General features: G+C 54.2%; 23 protein-coding genes and 5 tRNA genes. 25 read left to right on the forward strand and 3 right to left on the reverse strand.

The genetic code is table 11. From position 1 onward, the window contains the following. Positions 1–89 precede the first annotated feature (89 nt). From mngA to pnuC, 20 genes are all read left to right on the forward strand, one after another. Positions 90–2,006, forward strand: a complete 1,917-nt coding sequence (mngA, locus tag OGX81_RS05730; protein ID WP_104869154.1) for a PTS 2-O-a-mannosyl-D-glycerate transporter subunit IIABC — start codon at positions 90–92, stop codon at positions 2,004–2,006. Between the two features lie 21 nt (positions 2,007–2,027). Next, positions 2,028–4,661 (forward strand): mannosylglycerate hydrolase, encoded by a 2,634-nt coding sequence (mngB, locus tag OGX81_RS05735; RefSeq protein ID WP_104868909.1) that lies wholly within the window; start codon positions 2,028–2,030, stop codon positions 4,659–4,661. Positions 4,662–5,343: 682 nt separating this feature from the next. Beyond that, positions 5,344–6,912: a cytochrome ubiquinol oxidase subunit I gene (gene cydA / locus OGX81_RS05740; protein ID WP_024130525.1), complete on the forward strand. Its 1,569-nt coding sequence runs from the start codon at positions 5,344–5,346 to the stop codon at positions 6,910–6,912. A 15-nt stretch (positions 6,913–6,927) separates the two neighbouring features. Next, entirely contained in the window at positions 6,928–8,067 is a 1,140-nt protein-coding gene (cydB, locus tag OGX81_RS05745; protein WP_012133250.1) for a cytochrome d ubiquinol oxidase subunit II, read from the forward strand. A 14-nt stretch (positions 8,068–8,081) separates the two neighbouring features. After that, complete coding sequence (gene cydX, locus OGX81_RS05750) at positions 8,082–8,195, forward strand: cytochrome bd-I oxidase subunit CydX (protein WP_003022970.1); 114 nt, start codon at positions 8,082–8,084, stop codon at positions 8,193–8,195. Beyond that, positions 8,195–8,488, forward strand: coding sequence for a cyd operon protein YbgE (gene ybgE / locus OGX81_RS05755; RefSeq protein ID WP_012133248.1), 294 nt, complete (start codon positions 8,195–8,197; stop codon positions 8,486–8,488). Before cydX ends, ybgE begins: the two co-directional genes overlap by 1 nt. Positions 8,489–8,637: 149 nt before the next feature. Next, complete coding sequence (ybgC, locus tag OGX81_RS05760; protein WP_012133247.1) at positions 8,638–9,036, forward strand: tol-pal system-associated acyl-CoA thioesterase; 399 nt, start codon at positions 8,638–8,640, stop codon at positions 9,034–9,036. Continuing rightward, the gene (tolQ, locus tag OGX81_RS05765) at positions 9,033–9,725 is read left to right on the forward strand and encodes a Tol-Pal system protein TolQ (protein ID WP_024130524.1); all 693 of its coding nucleotides are present in this window, start codon (positions 9,033–9,035) and stop codon (positions 9,723–9,725) included. Before ybgC ends, tolQ begins: the two co-directional genes overlap by 4 nt. A gap of 3 nt (positions 9,726–9,728) precedes the next feature. Continuing rightward, positions 9,729–10,157: a colicin uptake protein TolR gene (tolR, locus tag OGX81_RS05770; protein WP_012133245.1), complete on the forward strand. Its 429-nt coding sequence runs from the start codon at positions 9,729–9,731 to the stop codon at positions 10,155–10,157. A gap of 63 nt (positions 10,158–10,220) precedes the next feature. Continuing rightward, positions 10,221–11,447 carry a cell envelope integrity protein TolA gene (gene tolA / locus OGX81_RS05775; RefSeq protein WP_047458058.1) on the forward strand — a complete coding sequence of 409 codons (1,227 nt, stop codon included), beginning with the start codon at positions 10,221–10,223 and terminating at the stop codon, positions 11,445–11,447. Between the two features lie 132 nt (positions 11,448–11,579). Continuing rightward, positions 11,580–12,872: a Tol-Pal system beta propeller repeat protein TolB gene (tolB, locus tag OGX81_RS05780; protein WP_024130523.1), complete on the forward strand. Its 1,293-nt coding sequence runs from the start codon at positions 11,580–11,582 to the stop codon at positions 12,870–12,872. A 34-nt stretch (positions 12,873–12,906) separates the two neighbouring features. Next, a complete protein-coding gene (gene pal, locus OGX81_RS05785; protein ID WP_003022983.1) occupies positions 12,907–13,425 on the forward strand; it encodes a peptidoglycan-associated lipoprotein Pal in 519 nt (172 codons plus the stop codon). A 9-nt stretch (positions 13,426–13,434) separates the two neighbouring features. Next, the gene (gene cpoB / locus OGX81_RS05790; RefSeq protein ID WP_012133241.1) at positions 13,435–14,223 is read left to right on the forward strand and encodes a cell division protein CpoB; all 789 of its coding nucleotides are present in this window, start codon (positions 13,435–13,437) and stop codon (positions 14,221–14,223) included. A 164-nt stretch (positions 14,224–14,387) separates the two neighbouring features. After that, positions 14,388–14,463, forward strand: a tRNA-Lys gene (locus tag OGX81_RS05795). 36 nt (positions 14,464–14,499) lie between these two features. Beyond that, positions 14,500–14,575: transfer RNA gene (locus tag OGX81_RS05800), tRNA-Val, on the forward strand. A gap of 3 nt (positions 14,576–14,578) precedes the next feature. Next, positions 14,579–14,654, forward strand: a tRNA-Lys gene (locus tag OGX81_RS05805). 145 nt (positions 14,655–14,799) lie between these two features. Continuing rightward, positions 14,800–14,875: transfer RNA gene (locus OGX81_RS05810), tRNA-Lys, on the forward strand. Between the two features lie 132 nt (positions 14,876–15,007). Continuing rightward, positions 15,008–15,083, forward strand: a tRNA-Lys gene (locus OGX81_RS05815). Between the two features lie 397 nt (positions 15,084–15,480). Further along, positions 15,481–16,524: a quinolinate synthase NadA gene (gene nadA / locus OGX81_RS05820; protein WP_104868908.1), complete on the forward strand. Its 1,044-nt coding sequence runs from the start codon at positions 15,481–15,483 to the stop codon at positions 16,522–16,524. A gap of 24 nt (positions 16,525–16,548) precedes the next feature. Then, on the forward strand, positions 16,549–17,268 hold the full coding sequence (gene pnuC, locus OGX81_RS05825; RefSeq protein ID WP_104868907.1) for a nicotinamide riboside transporter PnuC: 720 nt from the start codon (positions 16,549–16,551) through the stop codon (positions 17,266–17,268). On the opposite strand, the gene zitB is transcribed toward pnuC, so the two are convergent. After that, the gene (gene zitB, locus OGX81_RS05830; protein WP_104868906.1) at positions 17,265–18,206 is read right to left on the reverse strand and encodes a CDF family zinc transporter ZitB; all 942 of its coding nucleotides are present in this window, start codon (positions 18,204–18,206) and stop codon (positions 17,265–17,267) included. The two genes, pnuC and zitB, sit on opposite strands and share 4 nt — an antisense overlap. A gap of 112 nt (positions 18,207–18,318) precedes the next feature. Next, positions 18,319–18,693 (reverse strand): YbgS-like family protein, encoded by a 375-nt coding sequence (locus OGX81_RS05835; RefSeq protein ID WP_047458049.1) that lies wholly within the window; start codon positions 18,691–18,693, stop codon positions 18,319–18,321. Between the two features lie 315 nt (positions 18,694–19,008). On the opposite strand from OGX81_RS05835, the gene aroG reads away from it, so the two are divergent. The 5 genes from aroG (at position 19,009) to OGX81_RS05860 (ending at position 25,263) form a co-directional block, all read left to right on the forward strand. Continuing rightward, the gene (aroG, locus tag OGX81_RS05840; protein ID WP_012133235.1) at positions 19,009–20,061 is read left to right on the forward strand and encodes a 3-deoxy-7-phosphoheptulonate synthase AroG; all 1,053 of its coding nucleotides are present in this window, start codon (positions 19,009–19,011) and stop codon (positions 20,059–20,061) included. Positions 20,062–20,244: 183 nt separating this feature from the next. Continuing rightward, positions 20,245–22,413 carry a TonB-dependent receptor gene (locus tag OGX81_RS05845; protein WP_104868905.1) on the forward strand — a complete coding sequence of 723 codons (2,169 nt, stop codon included), beginning with the start codon at positions 20,245–20,247 and terminating at the stop codon, positions 22,411–22,413. Between the two features lie 11 nt (positions 22,414–22,424). Further along, entirely contained in the window at positions 22,425–23,411 is a 987-nt protein-coding gene (locus OGX81_RS05850; protein WP_012133233.1) for an ABC transporter substrate-binding protein, read from the forward strand. Further along, positions 23,408–24,490 (forward strand): FecCD family ABC transporter permease, encoded by a 1,083-nt coding sequence (locus OGX81_RS05855; RefSeq protein WP_104868904.1) that lies wholly within the window; start codon positions 23,408–23,410, stop codon positions 24,488–24,490. The genes OGX81_RS05850 and OGX81_RS05855 overlap by 4 nt, the downstream gene beginning before the upstream one ends. Beyond that, the gene (locus tag OGX81_RS05860) at positions 24,487–25,263 is read left to right on the forward strand and encodes an ABC transporter ATP-binding protein (RefSeq protein WP_012133231.1); all 777 of its coding nucleotides are present in this window, start codon (positions 24,487–24,489) and stop codon (positions 25,261–25,263) included. Before OGX81_RS05855 ends, OGX81_RS05860 begins: the two co-directional genes overlap by 4 nt. A 102-nt stretch (positions 25,264–25,365) precedes the next feature. On the opposite strand, the gene gpmA is transcribed toward OGX81_RS05860, so the two are convergent. After that, a complete protein-coding gene (gpmA, locus tag OGX81_RS05865; protein WP_104868903.1) occupies positions 25,366–26,118 on the reverse strand; it encodes a 2,3-diphosphoglycerate-dependent phosphoglycerate mutase in 753 nt (250 codons plus the stop codon). Positions 26,119–26,220: the final 102 nt, after the last annotated feature.

The following is a 26,220-nucleotide window of genomic DNA, read 5'->3' on the forward strand; positions in this document are numbered from 1 at the left end:
TTATTTTGCGTAAGTGAAAATGATCACATAAATGTATTTTTTCATCTGGCACAATTTCTGAAACATACAATGACAGTGTGAGGACTATGATGAACCTGACGACGTTAACCCACCGCGATGCGTTATGCCTGAACGCCCGGTTTGGCAGTCGTGAAGAGGCTATTCACGCGTTAACCCAGCGGCTCGTGCAACTGGGGAAAATTTCAGATTCCGATGCTTACCTTGAAGAAGTCTTTTTGCGTGAAAGTCAGGGGCCAACGGCGTTGGGAGAAGGGCTGGCGGTGCCGCATGGTAAAACGTCGGCGGTTAAAGAAGCGGCATTTGCCGTGGCCACCCTGCGCGAACCCATGATGTGGGAAGGGGTTGACGGGCCGGAAGCGGTGACGCTGATTTTTCTGCTCGCCATTCCGCCAGGCGAAGCGGGAAGCACCCATATGCAGTTGCTGACCGCACTCACCATGCGACTGGCGGATGATGACACCCGCGCGAGGATTCTGGCAGCGACCACGGCGGATGAGCTACTGTCGGCGCTGGACGACCAATATCAGGAAAGCGCTTTTCAGCCCTTACAGGATGCGCCGACCATCGTCTGCGTAACGGCGTGCCCGGCGGGGATTGCGCACACCTATATGGCGGCGGAGTATCTGGAAAAAGCGGGACGCAAACTGGGCGTGAACGTGTATGTGGAAAAGCAGGGCGCTAACGGAATTGAAGGCCGTCTTACCGCACAGCAGCTGAACGCGGCAAAAGCCTGCATTTTCGCCGCAGAGGTGGCGATAAAAGAGAGTGAGCGCTTTGCGGGCATTCCTGCGCTGTCGGTGCCCGTCGCCGAACCTATCCGCCACGCCGAAGCATTGATCCAACAAGCGCTGGCGCTGGAACCCGCGCAGGGCGATCGCGCGGTTTACCAGGAAACGGCAGCGCCTAAGAGTCTAAAAACGGAGTTAAAACAGGCGCTGTTGAGCGGCATCTCGTTCGCCGTGCCGCTGATTGTCGCCGGGGGAACCGTACTGGCCGTGTCGGTGCTGCTGGCGCAAATGCTCGGCTTGCAGCATCTCTTCGATCAGGAGAACTCCTGGCTGTGGATGTACCGCAAGCTGGGCGGTGGGATGCTCGGCATCCTGATGGTGCCGGTGCTCGCCGCCTATACCGCCTATTCGCTGGCGGATAAACCCGCGCTGGCCCCCGGATTCGCCGCCGGCCTTGCCGCCAATATGATTGGCTCCGGCTTTCTCGGCGCGATCGCGGGTGGCTTGATCGCCGGATATCTGATGCGCTGGGTGAAAAACCATCTTCGCCTGAGCAGTAAATTCAACGGCTTCCTGACCTTCTATCTGTATCCGGTCATCGGCACCTTAGGCGCGGGCAGCCTGATGCTGTTTGTGGTGGGCGAGCCCGTTGCGTGGATCAACAACGCGCTGACCGCCTGGCTTAATGGGCTGAGCGGCGCCAATGCGCTGCTGCTTGGCGCGATTCTCGGCTTTATGTGTTCTTTCGATTTGGGCGGGCCGGTCAATAAAGCGTCTTACGCGTTCTGCCTTGGGGCGATGGCGAACGGCGTCTACGGCCCGTATGCCATTTTCGCCTCGGTCAAAATGGTGTCCGCCTTCACCGTAACGGCATCAACGATGCTGGCGCCGAGGCTGTTCAAAGAGTTTGAGATCGAAACAGGAAAGTCGACCTGGCTACTGGGGCTGGCGGGCATTACGGAAGGGGCAATCCCGATGGCGATTGAAGATCCGCTGCGGGTTATCGGTTCTTTTGTTCTGGGGTCAATGGTGACGGGCGCGATTGTCGGCGCGATGAACATTGGTCTTTCGACGCCGGGCGCAGGCATTTTTTCACTCTTTCTTTTGCATGACGCCGGATACGGCGGTTTCGCCGCCGCCGCAGGCTGGTTTGGCGCAGCGTTAGTGGGGACAGCGATATCGACCACTATCCTGCTGTTCTGGCGTCGTCATGCGGTAAAGCAGGGCAAGTATCTGACTAACAATGTGTTGCCATAAACGAACTAACAGGAAACGAAGATGAAAGCAGTATCTCGCGTTCACATTACGCCGCACATGCACTGGGATCGTGAATGGTATTTCACCACGGAAGCGTCACGTATTTTGCTGGTCAACAATATGGAGGAGATCCTGACCCGCCTGGAGCAGGATGCAGAGTATAAATATTATGTCCTTGACGGGCAGACGGCGGTGCTGGAGGACTATTTCGCCGTCAAAGCGGAAAATAAAGCGCGGGTAAGAAAACTGGTGCAGGCCGGAAAACTGATTATCGGCCCGTGGTATACCCAAACGGATACCACGCTGGTATCCGGGGAGTCGATCGTGCGTAATCTGATGTACGGTATGCGCGACTGCCAGGCGTTTGGCGAACCGATGAAAATTGGCTATCTGCCGGATTCGTTCGGCATGTCGGGGCAGCTTCCGCATATCTATAACGGTTTCGGTATTACCCGCGCCATGTTCTGGCGTGGTTGTTCGGAACGCCACGGCACCGATAAAACCGAGTTTTTATGGCAAAGCGCGGATGGCAGTGAAGTGACGGCGCAGGTGCTGCCGCTGGGCTACGCGATTGGTAAGTACTTACCGGAGGACGAGGCCGGGCTGCGTAAACGTCTCGACAGCTACTTCGATGTGCTGGAGCGCGCGTCGCTGACCAAAGAAATTTTGCTGCCGAATGGCCACGATCAGATGCCGTTGCAGCAAAATATCTTTGCGGTAATGGATAAACTGCGCGAAATCTACCCGCAGCGTAAGTTTGTGATGAGCCGCTTTGAAGAGGTGTTTGAACACATAGAAGCCCGCCGCGAGCAGCTTGCCACGCTGAAAGGCGAGTTTATTGATGGCAAATATATGCGCGTTCATCGCACCATTGGTTCGACGCGGATGGACATCAAAATCGCCCATGCGCGCATTGAGAACAAAATCGTCAACATTCTTGAGCCGCTGGCGACGCTGGCCTGGACGCTGGGGTTTGAGTATCACCACGGTCTGCTGGAGAAAATGTGGAAAGAGATTCTGAAGAATCACGCCCACGACAGCATCGGCTGCTGTTGCAGTGACAAAGTACACCGCGAAATTGCGTCCCGTTTCGAGCTGGCTGAGGATATGGCCGACAACCTGATCTGTTTTTATCAGCGCAAAATCGCCGACAACATGCCGCAGAGCGATGCCGACAAACTGGTGCTGTTTAACCTGATGCCGTGGCCGCGTGAAGAGGTGATTAACACCACGGTACGCCTGCGCGCCAGCCAGTTCTCTCTGCGGGATGATCGGGGCAACGCCATTCCTTATTGCATTCGCCAGGCCCGGGAGATCGATCCCGGTTTAATCGACCGCCAGATTGTGCATTACGGTAACTACGAGCCGTTTATGGAATTTGATATCCAGATCCAGCAGATTATCCCTTCAATGGGCTATCGCACGCTTTATATCGAACCGAACGCAGCGGGCAATGTGGTGAGCCCGACGGTTTCATCAGACGCGCTGCTGGAGAACGCGTTCTGGCAGATTACGGCGAATGATGACGGTACGCTGAACCTGCGCGATAAAGACAGCGGCGTGCGTTATCAGCGCATACTGGCGCTGGAAGAGGGGTCAGACGATGGCGATGAGTACGATTACTCCCCCGCCAGAGAAGAGTGGCTGCTTACTTCGACGACGGCAAAACCGGAATATGAAGTGATTCATGACGCATGGCAGAGCAGGGTTGTCATTCGCTATACCCTGGCGGTTCCGGCGAATCTTGCCGAACGCAGCGCGAGGCAGCGCAACGGAACGTTAGGCGTGGAGATCGCCGTCACCCTGAGCCATAACAGCAGACGCATTGATGTTGAGGTGGCGCTGGATAATCAGGCTGACGATCACCGCGTGCGGGTGTTAATCCCCACGCCGTTCACGACGGATGTTGTGCTGGCGGACACCCAGTTTGGCGCAGTGACGCGTCCGGTACAGGACAGCGCGATGGAAAACTGGCAGGAAGAGGGGTGGAAAGAGGCGCCGGTACCGGTCTGGAATATGCTGAACTATGCGGCTCTTCAGGAAGAGAGAAATGGCCTTGCGCTTTTCACGGAGGGATTACGTGAATTTGAAGTTATCGGCGAAGGGAAGAAAACGTTCGCCTTAACGCTCCTGCGTGGGGTGGGGCTGCTGGGGAAAGAGGATCTACTGCTGCGGCCAGGGCGGCCTTCCGGCATCAAAATGGCGGTGCCGGATTCACAAATGCGCGGAACGCTGCGCAGTCGGTTTAGCCTGTTCAGCTATAGCGGAACGCCTTTTAGCGCCGGTGTCGCGCAACAGGCGAAGGCGTGGCTGACGCCTGTTCAGTGCTATAACAAAATTCCCTGGGATGCGATGAAACTCAACAAGGCCGATGTTTGCGTACCGGAACATTACAGCCTGTTAACGATGTCGCCGGTGGGCTGCCTGTTAAGCGCGCTGAAAAAAGCAGAGGATCGCGATGATGTCATCCTGCGCCTGTACAATCCGTCCGAAACAACCTCATGTGATGCCACCGTTGCCTTCGGCAGAGCCGTTAGCGCATGTACAGAGACTATGATGGATGAACAGACGTGCCCTGCGAAAGGAGAGGGGGCAAGTGGGGCTGGCCTCTTTCTGCCGGGGCAGTCCCGAACGTTTAGCTACACGCTTGCCTGAATCTCAGACAAACAGATTAAAGCCACGCTTAGCGTGGCTTTATTGTTAACGGAATAATAACAATCCGGTGTTAATTTCAATGGGCTCAAAAGTAAAATATTTGTGATTATTTTCATGGCGAATTGACCCTGTGGAAAATTACGCTGAAGCGTCTACGCTAAATAGTTGCAGACGGCAAAAGAATGTCGTCGATGATAACGTTAAATGAAATGCTGTTTTTTTATATATACCTTTCTATTAGATAACCGCCAACACCCTCAGAGATACATATGCGCAACATTGTTTTCACTGTGTTTACGCATTGTATACACCGTTAACGAATTTTGGTGTTTTTGATTTAAATCAATGTTTAATGCTTGGAAAAAGATGTCAAAACACGATAAATTGTCGCCGATCAAATTGGCCTGAAACTGGTAAATTAGCTATAAATTGATCAATGTCGAAAAATGCAAATTTGACTCAATAAAAACCTGTTTATTGTAGGGATTTTACGGCGTAATATATTTGCGGGATCAATTTAGGTTTTTTATTAACATGTTTGTAACTTTTTATCATTGCTGTTTCCTCTGATGATGAAACGGCAACGGTGAAGGGGAGCAAATAAATTTTATTGGGGCATGCGTGTGACCCTTTCTAACGGGGTTCACTCTCGGAGTCTTCATGCGATGAGCAAGGAGTCATGATGTTAGATATAGTCGAACTGTCGCGCTTACAGTTTGCCTTGACCGCGATGTACCACTTCCTGTTTGTGCCGCTGACGCTCGGTATGGCGTTCCTGCTGGCCATTATGGAAACGGTATACGTCCTTTCCGGCAAACAGATTTATAAAGATATGACCAAGTTCTGGGGCAAGTTGTTTGGTATCAACTTCGCTCTGGGTGTGGCTACCGGTCTGACCATGGAGTTCCAGTTCGGGACTAACTGGTCTTACTATTCCCACTATGTAGGGGATATCTTCGGTGCGCCGCTGGCAATCGAAGGCTTGATGGCCTTCTTCCTCGAATCCACCTTTGTAGGTCTGTTCTTCTTTGGCTGGGACCGTCTGGGCAAAGTCCAGCATATGTGTGTCACCTGGCTGGTGGCGCTGGGTTCCAACCTGTCTGCGCTGTGGATACTTGTGGCGAACGGCTGGATGCAGAACCCTATCGCATCGGATTTCAACTTCGAAACCATGCGTATGGAGATGGTGAGCTTCTCCGAACTGGTGCTTAACCCGGTTGCGCAGGTGAAATTCGTTCACACTGTGGCGTCTGGCTATGTGACCGGTGCAATGTTCATCCTCGGTATCAGTGCTTACTACCTGCTGAAAGGCCGCGACATCGCGTTCGCTAAACGCTCCTTTGCTATCGCCGCCAGCTTCGGTATGGCTGCTGTGCTGTCTGTTATCGTGCTGGGTGACGAATCCGGCTACGAAATGGGCGACGTGCAGAAAACCAAACTCGCCGCGATTGAAGCGGAATGGGAAACCCAGCCAGCGCCTGCTTCCTTCACCCTGTTCGGTATCCCGGATCAGGAGACGCAGGAAAACAAACTGGCTATCCAGATCCCTTACGCGCTGGGTATTATCGCGACTCGCTCCGTCGATACGCCGGTCATCGGTCTGAAAGACCTGATGGTGCAGCATGAAGAACGTATCCGTAGCGGGATGAAAGCCTACGCGCTGCTGGAAGAACTGCGTGCAGGTTCTACCGACCAGGCCGTTCGCGACCAGTTCAATAACGTGAAGAAAGATCTGGGCTACGGTCTGCTGCTTAAACGCTATACGCCGAACGTCACTGACGCGACCGAAGCGCAAATTGAGATGGCGACCAAAGACTCCATCCCACGCGTTGCGCCGCTGTACTTTGCGTTCCGTATCATGGTTGCGTGCGGCTTCCTGCTGCTGGCGATCATCGCGCTCTCCTTCTGGAGCGTCATTCGTAACCGCATCGGTGAGAAAAAATGGCTGCTGCGCGCGGCGCTGTACGGCATCCCGCTGCCGTGGATTGCTGTAGAAGCAGGCTGGTTCGTTGCCGAATATGGTCGTCAGCCGTGGGCGATCGGTGAGGTGCTGCCAACCGCCGTGGCGAACTCGTCACTGACGGTCGGTGACCTGCTGTTCTCCATGATCCTGATTTGCGGCCTGTATACCCTGTTCCTGGTGGCGGAGCTGTACTTAATGTTCAAGTTTGCACGCCGTGGCCCAAGCAGCCTGAAAACCGGTCGCTATCACTTTGAGCAGCCCAATGTGGCCTCTCAGCCGGCACGCTAAGACAGGAGTCGTCAAATGATCGATTATGAAGTATTGCGTTTTATCTGGTGGCTGCTGGTTGGCATTCTGCTGATCGGTTTTGCGGTTACCGATGGCTTCGACATGGGGGTGGGCATGCTCACCCGTTTCCTCGGTCGTAACGACACCGAGCGTCGAATTATGATCAACTCCATCGCCCCGCACTGGGACGGTAACCAGGTGTGGCTGATCACCGCCGGTGGCGCGCTGTTCGCCGCCTGGCCGATGGTTTACGCTGCGGCGTTTTCCGGTTTCTATGTGGCGATGATCCTCGTGCTGGCGTCCTTGTTCTTCCGTCCGGTCGGTTTTGACTACCGTTCCAAGATTGAAGACACCCGCTGGCGCAACATGTGGGACTGGGGCATCTTCGTGGGGAGCTTTGTGCCGCCGCTGGTTATCGGCGTGGCGTTCGGCAACCTGTTACAGGGCGTACCGTTCCATATCGACGAGTATCTGCGTCTGTACTACACCGGTAACTTCTTCCAGTTGCTGAACCCGTTTGGCCTGCTGGCAGGTATCGTCAGCGTAGGGATGATCATTACCCAGGGCGCGACCTATCTGCAAATGCGTACTGTGGGTGAGCTGCACCTGCGTTCCCGCACGACGGCACAGGTAGCCGCGCTGGTTACGCTGGTGTGCTTCGCGCTGGCGGGCGTATGGGTGGTTTACGGTATTGATGGTTATGTCGTGACTTCCGCGATGGATCATCACGCCGCATCTAACCCGCTGACCAAAGAAGTCGCGCGTGAAGCCGGTGCGTGGATGGTGAACTTCAACAGTACGCCGATCCTGTGGCTGGTTCCGGCGCTGGGCGTGGTTCTGCCGCTGCTGACTATCCTGACCTCCCGTATGGAGAAAGGAGCATGGGCATTCCTGTTCTCTTCTCTGACCCTGGCCTGCATCATCCTGACTGCCGGTATCGCAATGTTCCCGTTTGTGATGCCTTCCAGCACCATGATGAATGCGAGCCTGACCATGTGGGATGCGACCTCCAGCCAGAGAACGCTGAACCTGATGACCTGGGTTGCGTTGGTGTTTGTACCGATCATTCTGATCTACACCAGCTGGTGTTACTGGAAAATGTTCGGCCGCATCACTAAAGAACATATTGAAAGCAACACCCACTCTCTGTACTAAGTAAGGAGCTAAAAATGTGGTATTTCGCATGGATTCTGGGAACGCTTCTTGCCTGTGCATTTGGGATAATCACTGCGCTGGCGCTTGAGCACGTAGAATCAGGTAAAGCCGGACAAGAAGACAGCTAATGACCAGTATTATCGCAACGTTGTATGCGGTAATGGATAAGCGCCCATTACGGGCGCTTTCCTTTATGCTGGCGTTAGTGTTGGCAGGCTGCATCTTCTGGGACCCGACGCGTTTCGCGGCGAAAACAAGCGAGCTGGAAATCTGGCATGGTTTTCTGCTGATGTGGGCCGTCTGTACGGGCGTGATTCATGGCGTAGGATTTCGTCCTCGCGCCGTTCACTGGCAGGGGATCTTTTGCCCGCTGCTCGCCGATATCGTGCTTATTGTTGGTCTGATTTTCTTCTTCTTTTGAATAAGAAGTATCCTTAAAAATTTATGGGTTTTCATAAGCCCATAAATTTTTACTCTCCCTTAACTTCCCCCCATTCCCAAGCCTCATTCGCGCGCGTATAGTAGCAACGTTTAAAAGCGTTAACTTTTTTTGCATTACCGGGATGTACAGTGAATATATTTCGATGGCCGGTTCGTGTCTATTATGAGGATACCGACGCCGGTGGTGTGGTTTACCACGCCAGTTACGTCGCTTTTTATGAAAGAGCACGCACAGAGATGCTGCGTCATCATCACTTCAGTCAGCAGGTGCTGTTGGCTGAACGGGTTGCTTTCGTGGTGCGTAAAATGACGCTGGAATATTATGCGCCTGCGCGACTCGACGATATGCTCGAAGTCCAAACTGAAATTACGTCAATGCGTGGCACCTCTTTGGTTTTCACGCAACGCATTGTCAACGCAGAGAACAACGTGCTCAACGAAGCGGAAGTTCTGATTGTTTGCGTTGATCCACTCAAAATGAAGCCTCGTGCGCTTCCCAAGTCTATTGTCGCGGAGTTTAAGCAGTGACTGACATGAATATCCTTGATTTGTTCCTGAAGGCAAGCCTTCTGGTTAAACTTATCATGTTGATTTTGATTGGTTTTTCAATCGCATCCTGGGCTATCATCATCCAGCGGACTCGTATTCTTAACGCTGCGGCGCGCGAAGCGGAAGCGTTCGAAGATAAATTCTGGTCTGGAATCGAACTGTCTCGCCTGTATCAGGAGAGCCAGGGGCGTCGTGATAGCCTCGCGGGTTCGGAACAAATCTTCTATAGCGGGTTCAAAGAGTTTGTGCGTCTGCATCGTGCAAACAACCATGCGCCGGAAGCGGTTGTTGAAGGGGCGTCCCGTGCGATGCGTATCTCCATGAACCGTGAGCTGGAAACATTAGAGACGCACATTCCTTTCCTCGGCACCGTAGGTTCCATCAGTCCGTATATTGGTCTGTTTGGTACGGTATGGGGGATTATGCACGCGTTTATCGCCCTCGGTGCGGTGAAACAGGCGACGCTGCAAATGGTGGCGCCGGGTATCGCGGAAGCGCTGATTGCAACGGCTATCGGTCTGTTTGCGGCGATTCCAGCGGTTATGGCCTACAACCGCCTGAATCAGCGCGTGAACAAGCTGGAACTGAATTACGACAACTTTATGGAAGAGTTCACCGCCATTCTGCACCGTCAGGCGTTTACCAGTAGCGAGAGCAACAAGGGGTAAGCCATGGCCAGAACGCGTGGACGAGGTCGTCGCGATCTCAAGTCCGAAATCAACATTGTACCGTTGCTCGACGTACTGTTGGTGCTGTTGCTGATTTTCATGGCGACGGCGCCGATCATTACCCAGAGTGTGGAAGTCGATCTGCCGGACGCGACCGAGTCGCAGGCCGTCAGCACCAATGACGATCCGCCGGTCATTATTGAAGTTTCCGGTATTGGGCAATACAGCGTGGTGGTTGAGAAAGACAGGATGGATCAGTTGCCGCCAGAGCAGGTTATTGCCGAAGCGAAAAGTCGCCTGGAGTCCAATCCGAAAACGGTCTTCTTAATCGGTGGCGCGAAAGACGTGCCTTACGATGAAATAATTAAAGCGCTGAACTTGTTACACAGTGCGGGCGTGAAATCGGTTGGCTTGATGACGCAGCCTATCTGATCTTCTGCGTCTCCGGGACGTAAAGATAGCAAGTAACAGGCGCACAGTTTTTGGGAACCGAGAGTGTCAAAGGCAACCGAACAAAACGACAAGCTCAAACGGGCGATAATTATTTCAGCGGTACTGCATGTCATCTTATTTGCAGTGCTGATCTGGAGTTCGTTCGATGAGCATATAGAGGCTTCAGCCGGGGGCGGCGGTGGTTCTTCCATCGACGCCGTCATGGTCGATCCCGGCGCAGTTGTTCAGCAGTACGATCGTCAGCAGCAGCAACAGGCGAGCGCGAAGCGTGCGGCGGAACAGCGTGAAAAACAGGCGCAGCAGCAAGCTGAAGAGCTTCGCGAGAAGCAGGCGGCTGAACAGGAACGACTGAAGCAACTTGAGAAAGAACGTTTAGCCGCGCAGGAACAGGCGCGCGAGCAGGCGGAACAGCAGAAACAAGCGGAAGCGGCCGCGAAGAAAGCGCAGGAGCAGCAGAAACAGGCTGAAGAAGCGGCGGCGAAAGCCGCAGCGGATGCGAAAGCGAAAGCGGACGCGCAGGCTAAAGCAGCGGCGGAAGCGCAGAAGAAAGCCGAAGCCGAAGCGGTAAAAGCGGCTGCTGATGCGAAGAAGAAAGCCGAAGCTGAAGCGGCAAAAGCCGCCGCCGACGCGAAGAAAAAAGCGGAAGCCGAGGCGGCTAAGCAGGCTCAGGCAGAGGCCGCGAAGAAAGCCGCAGCAGAAAAGGCTGCTGCTGAAAAAGCGGCCGCAGAGAAGAAAGCTGCCGCCGACAAAGCCGCCGCTGAGAAAGCGGCAGCAGCAAAAAAAGCTGCTGCTGAGAAGGCTGCTGCCGATAAGAAAGCTGCGGCAGATAAAGCGGCTGCTGCGAAGAAAGCCGCAGCCGAAAAAGCCGCTGCCGCATCTGGCGTCGATGACCTGTTGGGCGATTTAAGCTCCGGTAAGAATGCGCCGAAAACCGGTGGCGGAGCGGCAGGAAGCAATGCTTCTCCTGCGGGGAGTGGTAATACTAAAAACAATGGCGCATCAGGCGCGGATATCAGCAACTATGCCGGGCAGATTAAATCGGCCATTGAAAGTAAGTTTTACGACGCATCGTCCTATGCAGGTAAAACCTGTACGCTGCGTATAAAACTGGCGCCAGACGGCCTGTTGCTGGATATTCAGTCTGAAGGTGGCGATCCCGCGCTTTGTCAGGCAGCGCTTGCTGCGGCCCGACAGGCGAAGATTCCAAAACCACCAAGCCAGGCGGTATACGAAGTGTTTAAAAACGCACCTCTGGACTTTAAACCGTAAGCTAAACTTTCCCCGTTACGGCGGGGAAAGGCACGCAACGAGAGTCGCTGGGTTCTGGTAGTTTTGTGTATTTGAGTTTGTTAACATTCTGCTAAATTATCGTGGGCTTTCCGCCCGGATAAGGGAGATATGATGAAGCAGGCATTACGAGTAGCATTTGGTTTCTTAATGCTGTGGGCAGCGGTGCTGCACGCAGAAGTACGTATCGAGATCACCCAGGGGGTGGACTCGGCGCGCCCGATTGGCGTTGTGCCATTCCAGTGGGCAGGGCCGGGAGCTGCGCCTGAAGATATTGGCGGCATCGTTGGCGCTGACCTGCGCAACAGCGGTAAATTCAATCCGTTGGATCGCTCTCGTCTGCCGCAGCAGCCGGGTACGGCGCAAGAAGTTCAGCCGGCGGCATGGTCTGCGCTGGGTATTGATGCGGTTGTTGTCGGCCAGGTGACTCCGAATCCTGACGGTTCCTACAATGTTGCTTATCAGCTGGTTGACACCGGCGGCGCACCGGGTACTGTACTGGCGCAGAACTCTTACAAAGTGAACAAGCAGTGGCTGCGTTATGCTGGCCATACTGCAAGTGATGAAGTGTTTGAGAAGCTGACCGGCATCAAGGGCGCATTCCGCACCCGTATCGCTTACGTTGTGCAGACTAACGGCGGCCAGTTCCCGTATGAGTTGCGCGTGTCTGACTACGATGGTTACAACCAGTTCGTGGTTCACCGTTCTCCGCAGCCGCTGATGTCTCCGGCGTGGTCTCCTGACGGCTCTAAACTGGCCTACGTAACCTTCGAAAGCGGTCGTTCCGCGCTGGTTATCCAGACGCTGGCTAACGGGGCTGTGCGTCAGGTTGCGTCGTTCCCGCGTCACAACGGCGCGCCTGCGTTCTCGCCGGATGGCAGCAAACTGGCGTTTGCGTTGTCTAAAACCGGTAGCCTGAACCTGTATGTGATGGACATTGGTTCTGGTCAGATTCGTCAGGTGACGGATGGTCGCAGCAACAACACCGAACCAACATGGTTCCCGGACAGCCAGAACCTGGCCTTTACCTCTGACCAGGCCGGTCGTCCGCAGGTGTATAAAGTTAACGTGAACGGCGGTGCTCCGCAGCGTATCACCTGGGAAGGTTCGCAAAACCAGGATGCGGATGTGAGCAGCGACGGTAAATTTATGGTAATGGTAAGCTCGGCGAATGGTCAGCAGCACATTGCCAAACAAGATCTGGTAGCGGGTGGCGTACAGGTTCTGTCGTCAACGTTCCTGGATGAAACGCCAAGTCTGGCACCTAACGGCACTATGGTAATCTACAGCTCTTCTCAGGGGATGGGATCCGTGCTGAATTTGGTTTCTACAGATGGGCGTTTCAAGGCGCGTCTTCCGGCAACCGATGGTCAGGTTAAATTCCCTGCCTGGTCGCCGTATCTGTGATAATAATTAATTGATTAGTAAAGGAATCATTGAAATGCAACTGAACAAAGTGCTGAAAGGGCTGATGATCGCTCTGCCTGTTATGGCAATTGCTGCATGTTCTTCCAACAAGAACGCCAGCAATGACGGCAGCGAAGGCATGCTGGGTGCAGGCACTGGTATGGATGCGAACGGCAGCGGCAACATGTCTTCTGAAGAGCAAGCGCGTTTGCAGATGCAGCAATTGCAGCAGAACAACATCGTTTACTTCGATCTGGACAAGTACGATATTCGTTCTGACTTCGCGGCAATGCTGGATGCGCACGCTAACTTCCTGCGTAGCAACCCGTCTTACAAAGTCACCGTAGAAGGTCATGCGGACGAACGTGGTACTCCTGAGTACAACATCTCCCTGGGCGAACGCCGTGCTAACGCTGTTAAGATGTACTTGCAGGGTAAAGGCGTTTCTGCTGACCAGATCTCCATCGTTTCTTACGGTAAAGAAAAACCCGCAGTACTGGGTCACGACGAAGCGGCTTACGCTAAAAACCGTCGCGCCGTACTGGTTTACTAAGAGAATTGCATGAGCAGTAACTTCAGACATCACCTGTTGAGTCTGTCGTTACTGGTTGGCATAGCGGCCCCCTGGGCCGCTTTTGCTCAGGCGCCAATCAGTAGTGTCGGCTCAGGCTCGGTCGAAGACCGCGTCACTCAACTCGAGCGTATTTCGAATGCTCACAGCCAGCTTTTAACCCAACTCCAGCAACAACTCTCTGATAATCAGTCCGATATTGATTCCCTGCGTGGTCAAATCCAGGAAAGCCAGTATCAGCTGAATCAGGTTGTTGAACGGCAGAAGCAGATCCTGCTACAGATGGACAGTCTGAGCAGCGGTAGCGCAGCGACGCCATCGGCGGGCGGCGAGCAAAGCGGGGCGGCAACCGCAACACCTGCGCCTGGCGCGGGCGCGGCGACGTCAGGCGCGCCGGTACAAAGCGGCGACGCCAATACCGATTACAATGCGGCAATTGCTCTGGTGCAGGATAAGTCCCGCCAGGATGATGCGATTGTGGCGTTTCAGAACTTCATCAAAAAATACCCGGACTCAACTTATCAGCCGAATGCCAATTACTGGCTCGGCCAGTTGAATTACAACAAGGGTAAAAAAGATGATGCCGCATTTTATTTTGCCTCGGTAGTCAAAAACTACCCGAAGTCACCAAAAGCGGCTGACGCGATGTACAAAGTCGGCGTCATCATGCAGGACAAAGGCGACGCGGCAAAAGCGAAAGCGGTTTATCAGCAGGTTATCAGTAAATACCCTGGCACTGATGGCGCAAAACAAGCGCAAAAACGTCTTAACGCGATGTAATGCACACCACGCGACCAGAAATCGCGTTATTTCTGGTCTCGTCGTGCGATTCCTAAGCAGTTGAGTGATCTACATCGAAATTTTTGTTGCGCTGAAATCTGAAATCAGTAATATATGCCGCCGTTGCCAGGGGATATCAAACAAACCGAAAGCAGCGCAAAAGTGGGTCGTTAGCTCAGTTGGTAGAGCAGTTGACTTTTAATCAATTGGTCGCAGGTTCGAATCCTGCACGACCCACCACTAATTTAGTTAGTAAGCAGTATCCAGCGTAGTATCGGGTGATTAGCTCAGCTGGGAGAGCACCTCCCTTACAAGGAGGGGGTCGGCGGTTCGATCCCGTCATCACCCACCACTCGGGTCGTTAGCTCAGTTGGTAGAGCAGTTGACTTTTAATCAATTGGTCGCAGGTTCGAATCCTGCACGACCCACCAGTTTTAGCATCACACTCAGATGTTAAGCGTGAAGGATAACGTTGCATCAGCAACGGCCCGAAGGGCGAGGCGAAGCCGAGTCATCCTGCACGACCCACCAATTTTAAATTGGTGCCGAGTAAAATCTTTCAGGTAACACCCGTATGGGTCGTTAGCTCAGTTGGTAGAGCAGTTGACTTTTAATCAATTGGTCGCAGGTTCGAATCCTGCACGACCCACCAGTTTTAAAGGTGGTTACTGGTAGAGAACGTGAAGGATAACGTTGCGTCAGCAACGGCCCGAAGGGCGAGGCGAAGCCGAGTCATCCTGCACGACCCACCATCCTGAATGATTAAGCAGTAAAATCCCGCAAGGGGTCGTTAGCTCAGTTGGTAGAGCAGTTGACTTTTAATCAATTGGTCGCAGGTTCGAATCCTGCACGACCCACCAATTTTAACATTGCACTCAGATGTTAAACGTGAAGGATAACGTTGCGTCAGCAACGGCCCGAAGGGCGAGGCGAAGCCGAGTCATCCTGCACGACCCACCAATGTAAAAAGGCGCCCTAAAGGCGCCTTTTTGCTATGCGCAGAATTTGTGCCTGATGGCGCTGCGCTTATCAGGCCTACAGCGATACACTCGTTCAGGTCGGATAAGACGTCAGTCGGCGACCCGTAGGCCGGGTAAGGCGCTTGCGCCGCCATCCGGCATTATCAAGCGCAATTGTTGTGACTTTTGCCAACCAATCGGCTATCTTGTTTAGCATATAAAACAAATTTAACCGATTGTGGCGTGGGTTACGCTTTATATCGGTTATTTCGTTAAGCCAGTAAAACGAGAAAGCATGATGAGCGTAATGTTTGACCCGGAAGCCGCAATCTATCCGTTTCCGCCGAAACCGACCCCGCTAAGCGTGGATGAAAAGCAATTCTACCGCGAGAAAATCAAACGTCTGCTGAAAGCGCGCGATGCCGTCATGGTGGCGCACTATTACACCGATCCCGAAATCCAGCAACTGGCTGAAGAAACCGGAGGATGCATTTCCGACTCGCTGGAGATGGCGCGATTTGGCGCGAAACATCCTGCCTCCACGTTGCTGGTCGCTGGCGTCCGTTTTATGGGCGAGACGGCCAAAATTCTCAGCCCGGAAAAAACCATCCTGATGCCGACTCTACAGGCAGAATGCTCGCTGGATCTGGGCTGTTCGATTGACGAATTTAGCGCGTTTTGCGACGCCCACCCGGATCGCACGGTAGTGGTGTACGCCAACACGTCTGCTGCCGTCAAAGCCCGCGCTGACTGGGTTGTTACCTCCAGTATCGCCGTTGAACTGATTGAACATCTGGACAGTCTGGGCGAGAAAATTATCTGGGCGCCGGATCGTCACCTGGGACATTACGTGCAAAAGCAGACCGGCGCGGATGTGCTCTGCTGGCAGGGGGCCTGTATCGTTCATGATGAATTTAAAACCCAGGCGTTGACCCGGATGAAAGGTTTGTACCCGGATGCCGCCGTGCTGGTGCATCCTGAGTCGCCACAATCGATTGTCGATATGGCGGATGCCGTCGGGTCTACCAGCCAGCTGATTAATGCCGCCCGCACGCTGCCGCATAAGCAGCTTATTGTGGCGACCGACCGGGGCATTTTCTATAAAATGCAGCAGGCGGTGCCTGATAAAGAGTTGCTTGAAGCGCCGACAGCCGGAGAAGGGGCGACCTGCCGTAGCTGCGCGCATTGTCCGTGGATGGCGATGAACGGCCTTAAGGCAATTGCTGAGGGGTTAGAGCAGGGCGGGCAGGCCCATGAGATTCACGTTGACCAGGCGTTGCGAGAAGGGGCGCTGCTGCCGCTCAACCGTATGCTGGAATTTGCGGCTACACTACGAGCGTAAAACGTAAAACGCTCTGGGGGAAAGATGGATTTTTTTAGCACACAGAACATTCTGGTTCATATTCCAATTGGCGCTGGCGGTTACGACCTGTCATGGATTGAAGCTGTCGGCACCGTTGCGGGTTTGCTGTGTATCGGGCTTGCCAGCCTGGAAAAGATCAGCAACTATTTTTTCGGCCTGATTAACGTGACGCTATTCGCGATCATCTTTTTTCAGATCCAACTCTACGCCAGCCTGCTGCTTCAGGTATTTTTCTTTGCCGCCAATATTTACGGCTGGTATGCCTGGTCCCGCAAAACAAGCCAGCATGAGATTGAATTGAAAATTCGCTGGCTGCCGCTGCCAAAAGCGCTGGCCTGGCTGGCGGTATGCGTGGTGGCGATAGGCCTGATGACCGCGTATATCGATCCGGTATTTGCTTTCCTGACTCGCGTCGCCGTCAACCTGATGCAGGCGCTGGGATTGGCGGTCGCCGTGCCGGAATTGCAGCCTGATGCCTTCCCGTTCTGGGACTCCTGCATGATGGTGCTGTCGATTGTGGCGATGATCCTGATGACGCGCAAGTATGTCGAAAACTGGCTGCTGTGGGTGATTATCAACGTGATAAGCGTGGTGATCTTCGCACTGCAAGGCGTCTATGCGATGTCGCTGGAGTATCTGATCCTGACCTTCATCGCTCTGAATGGCAGCCGGATGTGGATCAACAGCGCGCGCGAACGAGGCTCACACGCGCTTTCCAGTTAGTGGTGATGATGCGAATGGCCGGATAGCCCCTGATTCAGGTGGCAGTCCGGCCCGTTGCACGGCTGATATTCCATCTGAATGGTGGCGTGCTCAATCTGGTAATGGTGAATCAGGAAATGCTGGATGCGCGCCAGCAACGCGTCATGATCGTGCGGCGGGATCACCTGCACATGCAGCGTCATCACGGGTTTTTCTCCTATCATCCAGACATGGACGTGATGCACATTGCGTACTTCGGGAATACCCCGGCTGAGATGGCGACGCAACGCCGCGATATCCAGCGAAACCGGCGCGCCTTCCAGTAATTCATTCACGCTGTCTTTTAACAGACGCCAGGCGCTGCGTAACACCAGTATGGAAACCAGGATCGAGAGAATCGGATCCGCTGGCGTCCAGCCTGTCCAGATGATAATCAGTGCGGCAAAAATGGCGCCGACCGATCCCAGTAAATCCCCCATCACATGCAGCGCGGCGGCACGCACATTGAGGTTTTTTTCTTCATTCCCCCGGTGCAGGAGCCAGAACGCAAACACGTTGGCGAGCAAGCCTGCCACTGCGATAGTCATCATCATGCCGCCTGCGACAGGGCGTGGCGTATAGAAGCGCTGAATGGCTTCCCAGACGATTAAAAGAGTAATCACCACTAATGCGATGGCGTTAACAAACGCGGCCAGCGTTGTCAGTCTCAGCCAGCCGAAAGTGTGGCGAATGGTTGGAGGACGACGGGAAAACTGTACGGCCATCAGAGCGAACAACAGGGCTGCGGCATCGGTAAGCATATGCCCGGCATCGGCCAGCAGCGCCAGCGATCCTGAAAGAATGCCGCCCACCACTTCAACCAGCATAAATCCGGCGGTGACACAAAATGCGAACAGCAACCGACGCGCGTTCTTATCTTCCGGCAGATGCGAAGCAGTATGAGAGTGTGAATGTGCCATCGTGTCATCCCTTTGTTATTTTCATTATTACTGTATGACATCATACAAGTTTTGGGCTGACAAAATAAAAAGGAGAGCGTCAGCTCTCCCGTTACCTGGCCTTTTTTCAGGCTTACTGCGTGGTGCCATCGGTTTTAGTATCAACGTCGTTGTTGATGCCGTCGCCGGTCTCCACTTTCTTATTCACGTCCGGGCAGCGGCCGTCCTTACACATGGTGTTTTTATGCACTTCATCGGAGGTCATGCCGTCGTGGTTCATTGATGAGCCATCCGGGTGAAGCATGGTGCCGCCGGAATTAATTTGGCTGTTGTCCACATTGTTTGGCGCGACGTTTTCGCGGGCGTCAGGGGCGACCTGTCCGGCATCCGCCGAAGAGTTTGCCTGTCCGTTGTTGGACTGCGTATTCGCGTCAGCGGCCAACGCTGCGCCACTGGCAAGGCTGAGTATGGCAGTAAGAAAAAGTGTGGCCAGTTTTGTCATTTTCATAAGATGCTCCTGTTATGGTCGATATGTCGGATAACTCTTCCAACAGTGCATGTGCCAGTAAAATCTCAGAGAGGGGTTAAAGATCCCGCACTGGCGATTTAGCCCAGCAGAGAATCTTGAAAAAACTCACAAAAAGAGTGTTTGCAGTTAAAAATTGTAGGTTAGATCTCGTTTTTCGCTACTTTCTGGTGTTTTTTTTCCTAATTCCAGGATTAGTCCGTTCGAAGTGTAAAAGTCAGTTTACACTTTTTAGCCAAAGAGATAGATTGAAGGGATTGCATTTAATTAGATAAGTATGGCAACACTGGAATAATCATGAATTATCAGAACGACGATTTACGTATTAAAGAGATCAACGAGTTATTACCGCCAGTCGCACTCCTTGAAAAATTTCCCGCTACAGAGAATGCAGCAAACACCGTTGCCCATGCCCGCAAAGCGATTCATAAAATCCTGAAAGGGAATGACGATCGCCTGCTGGTGGTGATTGGGCCGTGCTCAATTCATGATCCGGTTGCCGCCAAAGAGTATGCCGCTCGTTTAATGACGCTGCGTGAAGAGTTAAAAGGCGAGCTTGAAATTGTCATGCGCGTCTATTTTGAAAAACCGCGCACCACGGTGGGCTGGAAAGGGCTGATCAACGATCCGCATATGGATAACAGCTTCCAGATTAACGATGGCCTGCGTATTGCCCGCAAGCTATTGCTCGACATTAACGACAGCGGATTACCTGCTGCGGGTGAGTTCCTTGATATGATCACCCCGCAATATCTGGCGGATCTGATGAGCTGGGGCGCGATTGGCGCACGTACCACGGAGTCTCAGGTACACCGCGAGCTGGCCTCTGGTCTTTCCTGCCCGGTCGGCTTTAAAAATGGCACCGACGGCACCATCAAAGTAGCGATTGACGCCATCAATGCCGCCGGTGCGCCTCACTGCTTCCTCTCCGTCACTAAGTGGGGGCACTCCGCCATTGTGAATACCAGCGGCAACGGCGACTGCCACATTATTCTGCGTGGAGGCAAAGAGCCAAACTACAGCGCGCAACATGTGGCAGAAGTAAAAGAAGGTCTTGCTAAAGCGGGGCTTGCGCCGCAGGTTATGATCGATTTCAGCCATGCGAACTCCTCCAAACAGTTTAAAAAGCAGATGGACGTTTGTGCGGATGTTTGCCAGCAGATTGCGCGTGGCGAAAACGCGATCATTGGCGTGATGGTGGAAAGCCATCTGGTGGAAGGTAATCAGAGCCTGGAAAGCGGCGAACCGCTGACCTACGGTAAGAGCGTTACCGACGCCTGCATCGGCTGGGAAGATACGGATGCGCTGCTGCGTCAGTTGTCGAATGCGGTGAAAGCCCGTCGCGGATAATTCCTCCTGCCAACGCACGTTGCGCAATTGAAAAACCGGCAAATCAGGCCGGTTTTTTTCTACTAACTGTTTGTAATCCAAAAGAGTTAGTTCTTTGTTTAAAAGTTTTGATGTGATCGTGATCAACTTTTTACACTTATATCGGTCGTAATATAAATTTTTACATAACGATTGATAATACAAATGAATAAGCCCACTCAACTGGCAACGCTGTTGCCTCTTCTCATTTCCCTGGCGCCGCACAGCGCACATGCGGCAAACACCTCTGAAGATGAAATTATCGTCACCAGCCAGCCTTCTGCCGATACCACGCATGCCGCTTCCGGCGCTGGATTCAAAACCAATGATATCGATGTCGGGCCGCTGGGCAATAAAGCCTGGGTTGATACACCGTATTCGACCACGACCGTCACCAAAGAGATGATTGAGAACCAGCAGGCGCAAAGCGTGAGCGAACTGCTGAAATACTCGCCCAGCACACAAATGCAGGCGCGCGGCGGCATGGATGTCGGCAGACCGCAGAGCCGGGGGATGCAGGGCAGCGTGGTTGCCAACAGCCGCCTGGATGGGTTGAACATCGTCTCAACCACCGCTTTCCCCGTTGAGATGCTGGAACGCCTGGATGTGCTCAACAGCCTGACCGGCGCGCTGTACGGCCCGGCAAGTCCGGCCGGGCAGTTTAATTTTGTCGCCAAACGCCCAACGGAAGAGACGCTGCGCAAAGTCACTCTGGGTTATCAAAGCCGGAGCGCCTTCACCGGGCATGTCGATTTGGGCGGACACATTGATGATGACAACCGTTTTGGCTATCGCGTGAATGTGCTGAATCAGGAAGGTGAAGGGAATCTGGATGACAGTACGCTGCGCCGTAAGTTGCTTTCCGTGGCGCTGGACTGGAATATTCAGCCAGGCACGCAATTGCAGCTGGATGCCAGCCACTATGAGTTTATTCAAAAAGGCTATCCGGGAAGCTTCAGCTATGGCCCGAACATTAAATTACCTTCCGCCCCCGATCCCAAAGATAAAAATCTGGCGCTCAGCACGGCCGGGAACGATCTGACAACCGACACGGTGAGCACGCGTCTTATTCATTATCTCAATGATGACTGGTCCGTAACGGCAGGCGTTGGCTGGCAGCAGGCGGATCGTGCGATGCGTAACGTATCCAGCAAAATTATCAATAACCAGGGCGATATCAGCCGTTCGCTGAAAGACTCTACTGCCGCAGGACGTTTTCGCGTACTGAGCAATACCGCCACGCTTAACGGTCATGTTGATACCGGTTCTGTCGGGCATGATATTGCGCTCTCGACCACCGGTTATGTCTGGTCGCTGTACAGTGCGAAAGGGACGGGGCCGTCTTATAGCTGGGACACCACCAATATGTACCACCCCTCTGAGATGTACGAAAAGGGCGATGGCAAAATCATAACCGGTGGGGATCGTTATAAATCCAGCGTCAACACGCAACAGAGCATTACCCTTGGGGATACCGTGACTTTCACGCCGAAATGGTCGGCGATGTTCTACTTGAGCCAGAGCTGGATTCAGTCGCAGAACTACAATAAAAGCGGTCATAAAACCGGCCAGATTGATGAGAACGGTTTAAGCCCGAATGCGGCGTTGATGTATAAAATCACCCCGAATGTGATGGCCTACGTCAGCTATGCGGAGTCGCTGGAACAGGGTGGGACGGCGCCAACCAATAGCGACGTGAAAAATGCCGGGCAAACCCTCGACCCGTATCGCAGCAAACAATATGAGATGGGGCTAAAAGCCGATGTCTCCGGGATGAATCTGGGGGCGGCGCTGTTCCGTCTTGAGCGTCCATTCGCCTATGTCGATCCCGGCGACAATGTCTATAAGGAACAGGGGAACCAGGTCAATAACGGTCTGGAATTGACGGCCTCCGGTAATGTCTGGCAAGGGCTGAATATCTACAGCGGCGTGACGCTCCTCGATCCGAAACTGAAAGATACGGTGAGCGATACCACCAGCGATAAACGGGTGGTAGGCGTACCGAAAGTACAGGCGAACGTGCTGGCGGAGTACAGCTTACCGTCGATGCCGGAATGGGTATACAGCGCTAACGTTCATTATACCGGCAAGCGTGCCGCCAACGATACCAACACCGCATGGGCCAGCAGCTACACCACCTGGGACCTGGGCACCCGCTACACCACGAAAATCAGCAGCGTACCGACCACCTTCCGCGTGGTGGTTAACAACGTGTTCGATAAACACTACTGGGCATCAATCTTCCCGTCAGGCACCGATGGCGATAACGGTTCACCCAGCGCCTTTATCGGCAGCGGGCGTGAAGTTCGCGCCTCCGTCACGTTTGATTTTTAAAGGATGGAGTCATGACGCTAACCCGCATTTTTCCCGCGCTGGCCTGGCTGGTGGCGGGGAGCCTGTTTGCCGCGCAGCCGCACAGCGATGTGCGCATCGCTTCACCGTGGCCGGCGCAAAACACCATCATCACCATGCTGGGGTATGGCGATAATATTGTTGGCACGTCGATGATTGCAAAGACGATTCCGCTTTTTCGCCAGAGTCTGCCGCGTATTGAGAATGTCGCCGTTGTCAGCGTCAACAGCGGTCACGAACTGGACCCGGAGCAGATCATCTCGCTCGGTACGCAACTGCTGTTTGTGCCGAAATCGATGACGGTGCCGAGGGCGTCGCTGCTCCAGCAGGCGGGGGTGCGCGTACTGGCGTTTGAGGCGAACTCCATGCAGGCGCTGACCGCCCGGGTGCATAAAACAGCGGAGGTGCTGGGGCCGGATGCGCAGGATAAAGCGCAGCGGTATCAGCAGTATTTTGACCGCAATGTGGCGCGGGTAAAGGCGCGCTTAAGCGATCTTCCTGAAGATCAGCGAATGACCCTCTATCACAGCATGGGCAATCCGCTGACCACTTCCGGCAGGCCGTCGCTTAATCAGGACTGGATGGATCTGGCCGGTGCAAAAAACGTCGCCGAGCGCTGGTTTAGCCACAAGCAAAACCGGACGGGGGAAGTCGCTCTTGAGCAGATCGTCGCGGCAAATCCGGCGGTGATTGTCGCCATGAATAAGCGGGATGCGGATGCCATCCTGACTTCTCCCCAGTGGGCGCAGGTGGACGCCGTGATTCATCATCGCGTGTATGTGAACCCGAAAGGGATGTTCTGGTGGTGTCGGGAGACCAGCGAAGAGGCGTTACAATTCCTCTGGCTGGCAAAAACGCTCTACCCGCAGCGCTTTGCCGATGTGGATATGCGCAAGGAGACCCGCCGCTTTTACCAGGACTTCTTTGGCATTACACTCAGCGACGCGCAGATTAGCGATGTGCTCAATCCGCCGAAATGACTCTACAGGTAAGGAACGTTATGTCGCTATCCGCTAATGCTCCGTCGATCGACGATCGCTACCGTCTTGTGGTACGCAAGCGGTTGATGCTGGCGCTGCTGATTATTGCGGCGATAGTCGCCTCGCTGGTGCTGGACTCTACGCTTGGCCCGTCGGGTCTGTCGCTCGGCGAGCTCTGGCAAACGCTGCTGCACCCGGCAAGCGTTAATGCGGGGACGCGCGTTATCGTCTGGGATATCCGTTTACCCTATGCGCTGATGGCGTTACTGGTGGGAATGGCTTTGGGGCTGGCGGGCGCCGAAATGCAGACAATCCTGAACAACCCGCTGGCGAGTCCGTTCACGCTGGGCGTTTCTTCCGCAGCAGCCTTTGGCGCTGCGCTGGCGATCGTGTTGGGTATCGGCATTCCCGGCATTCCTGCCGCCTGGTTTATTCCCGCGAATGCCTTTGCTTTTGCGCTGCTGTCTGCCCTGCTGCTGGACGGGATTACTCGCTGGACGCGCGTGGCGACCTCTGGCGTGGTGCTGTTCGGTATCGCGCTGGTGTTTACCTTTAATGCGCTGGTGTCGATGATGCAGTTTGTTGCCGATGAGGACACGCTACAGGGGCTGGTGTTCTGGACGATGGGTAGCCTGGCGCGCGCGTCGTGGGAAAAGCTCGGCGTGCTGGCGTTGGTGTTTGCCATTGTGCTGCCGTGGTCGATGCGTAGCGCCTGGCAATTGACGGCGCTACGGTTGGGGGAAGATCGGGCGATGAGTTTTGGCATTGACGTGCGGCGCCTGCGCCTGTCATCGCTGCTGCGCATCAGCCTGCTATCGGCGCTGTCGGTGGCGTTTGTCGGGCCAATCGGTTTTATCGGTCTGGTCGCGCCGCACATTGCGCGAATGCTGTTTGGTGAAGATCACCGGTTCTATCTGCCGGGCAGCGTGTTGACGGGGGGGCTGGTGCTGTCGCTGGCCTCGATCGCGTCGAAGAATATTGTTCCTGGGGTGATCATCCCGGTAGGCATCGTAACGTCGCTGGTGGGTGTGCCATTCTTCCTGAGCATTATTTTGCGCCACCGGGGGAGCATGTCATGAGCGGGTTGATCCTCAAGGGAATAAGCGCCGGTTATCCGAAACATCCGGTTATCCGCGATCTCAGCGTGCCTGAGCTGCCGCGCGGTAAAATTACCGTTCTGCTGGGGCCGAACGGCTGCGGGAAATCAACGTTATTACGCGCGCTGGCCGGGCTGAATAAAGCCCGTGGCGAGGTCATGCTGGACGGTGAGAACCTGATGTCGCTGCCGTTTGCCCGGCGTGCGGAAAAGGTGGTGTTTTTACCGCAGTCGCTGCCGCAGGGCGTACATCTGCATGTGCTGGAGTCGATTATCGTGGCACAGCGGGCGTCCGGCGGGCGGGATGGCGCGAACAGCCACTCGCAGGTGCTGGCAATCCTGGATCAACTCGGCATTGCGCATCTGGCGCTGCACTATCTTGACCAGCTTTCCGGCGGCCAGCGGCAACTGGTGGGGCTGGCGCAGTCGCTGATTCGCTACCCGGAACTTTTGTTGCTGGACGAGCCGCTTAGCGCGCTGGATCTGAACTATCAGTTTCACGTTATGGATCTGATCGCGCGGGAAACGCGGGCGCGCAATATGGTGACGGTTGTGGTGGTGCATGACATTAATATCGCGCTACGCCACAGCGAACATGTGCTGATGCTGAAGGAGGGCAAACTGGTGGCCAGCGGCGCGCCGGAAGCGGTTATTACCGCAGAAAGCCTGGCGGAAGTGTATAACGTTCGGGGTCGTGTGGAACGTTGTTCACAGGGCAGGGCGCAGGTGGTGCTCGACGGGGTTATCGGGGTTTAAGTGCATGTATTGCCGGATGACGGCTTACGCCTTATCCGGCCTACAGGACGCATATTGCCAACCCGTAGGCCCGATAAGCGAAGCGCCATCAGGCAAATCAGATTACTTCGCTTTACCCTGGTTCGCTACGGCCGCCGCTTTTGCCGCGATCTCGTCAGCGTTACCCAGATAGTAATGTTTGATCGGTTTGAAGTTTTCGTCGAACTCGTACACCAGCGGTACACCGGTCGGGATGTTCAGTTCGAGAATCTCTTCTTCGCTCATGTTATCCAGGTATTTCACCAGCGCACGCAGAGAGTTACCGTGAGCGGCGATGATGATGCGCTCACCGCTTTTCAAGCGCGGCAGAATGGTTTCGTTCCAGTAAGGGATCACGCGATCGATAGTCAGCGCGAGGCTTTCAGTCAGCGGCAGCTCTTTCTCGGTCAGTTGCGCATAACGCGGATCGTGGCCCGGGTAACGCTCGTCATCTTTGGTCAGCTCCGGCGGGGTTACGGCAAAACCGCGACGCCACTGTTTAACCTGCTCATCACCGTATTTTTCAGCGGTTTCCGCTTTGTTCAGACCCTGTAGTGCGCCGTAGTGACGTTCGTTCAGCTTCCAGGATTTTTCAACCGGCAGCCAGGCCTGATCCAGTTCGTCCAGGACGTTCCACAGCGTGTGGATGGCACGTTTCAGCACGGAGGTATAAGCAAAATCGAAGCTATAGCCTTCCTCTTTCAGCAGTTTACCTGCCGCTTTTGCTTCACCCACACCTTTCTCGGACAGGTCAACATCGTACCAACCGGTGAAACGGTTTTCGTTGTTCCACTGACTTTCGCCGTGACGTACCAGAACCAGCTTAGTTACAGCCATACTCTCACTCCTCAAGCTTTATTGAATGATAATAATTCTCATTATATTGCCGTGACAGGTCAGCGGCAACGCTTACGCATAACCATAGCGAAAATAGTGACG

It is taken from the genome of Citrobacter sp. CK206, from assembly GCF_030333125.1.
Lineage (GTDB): Bacteria > Pseudomonadota > Gammaproteobacteria > Enterobacterales > Enterobacteriaceae > Citrobacter_B > Citrobacter_B koseri.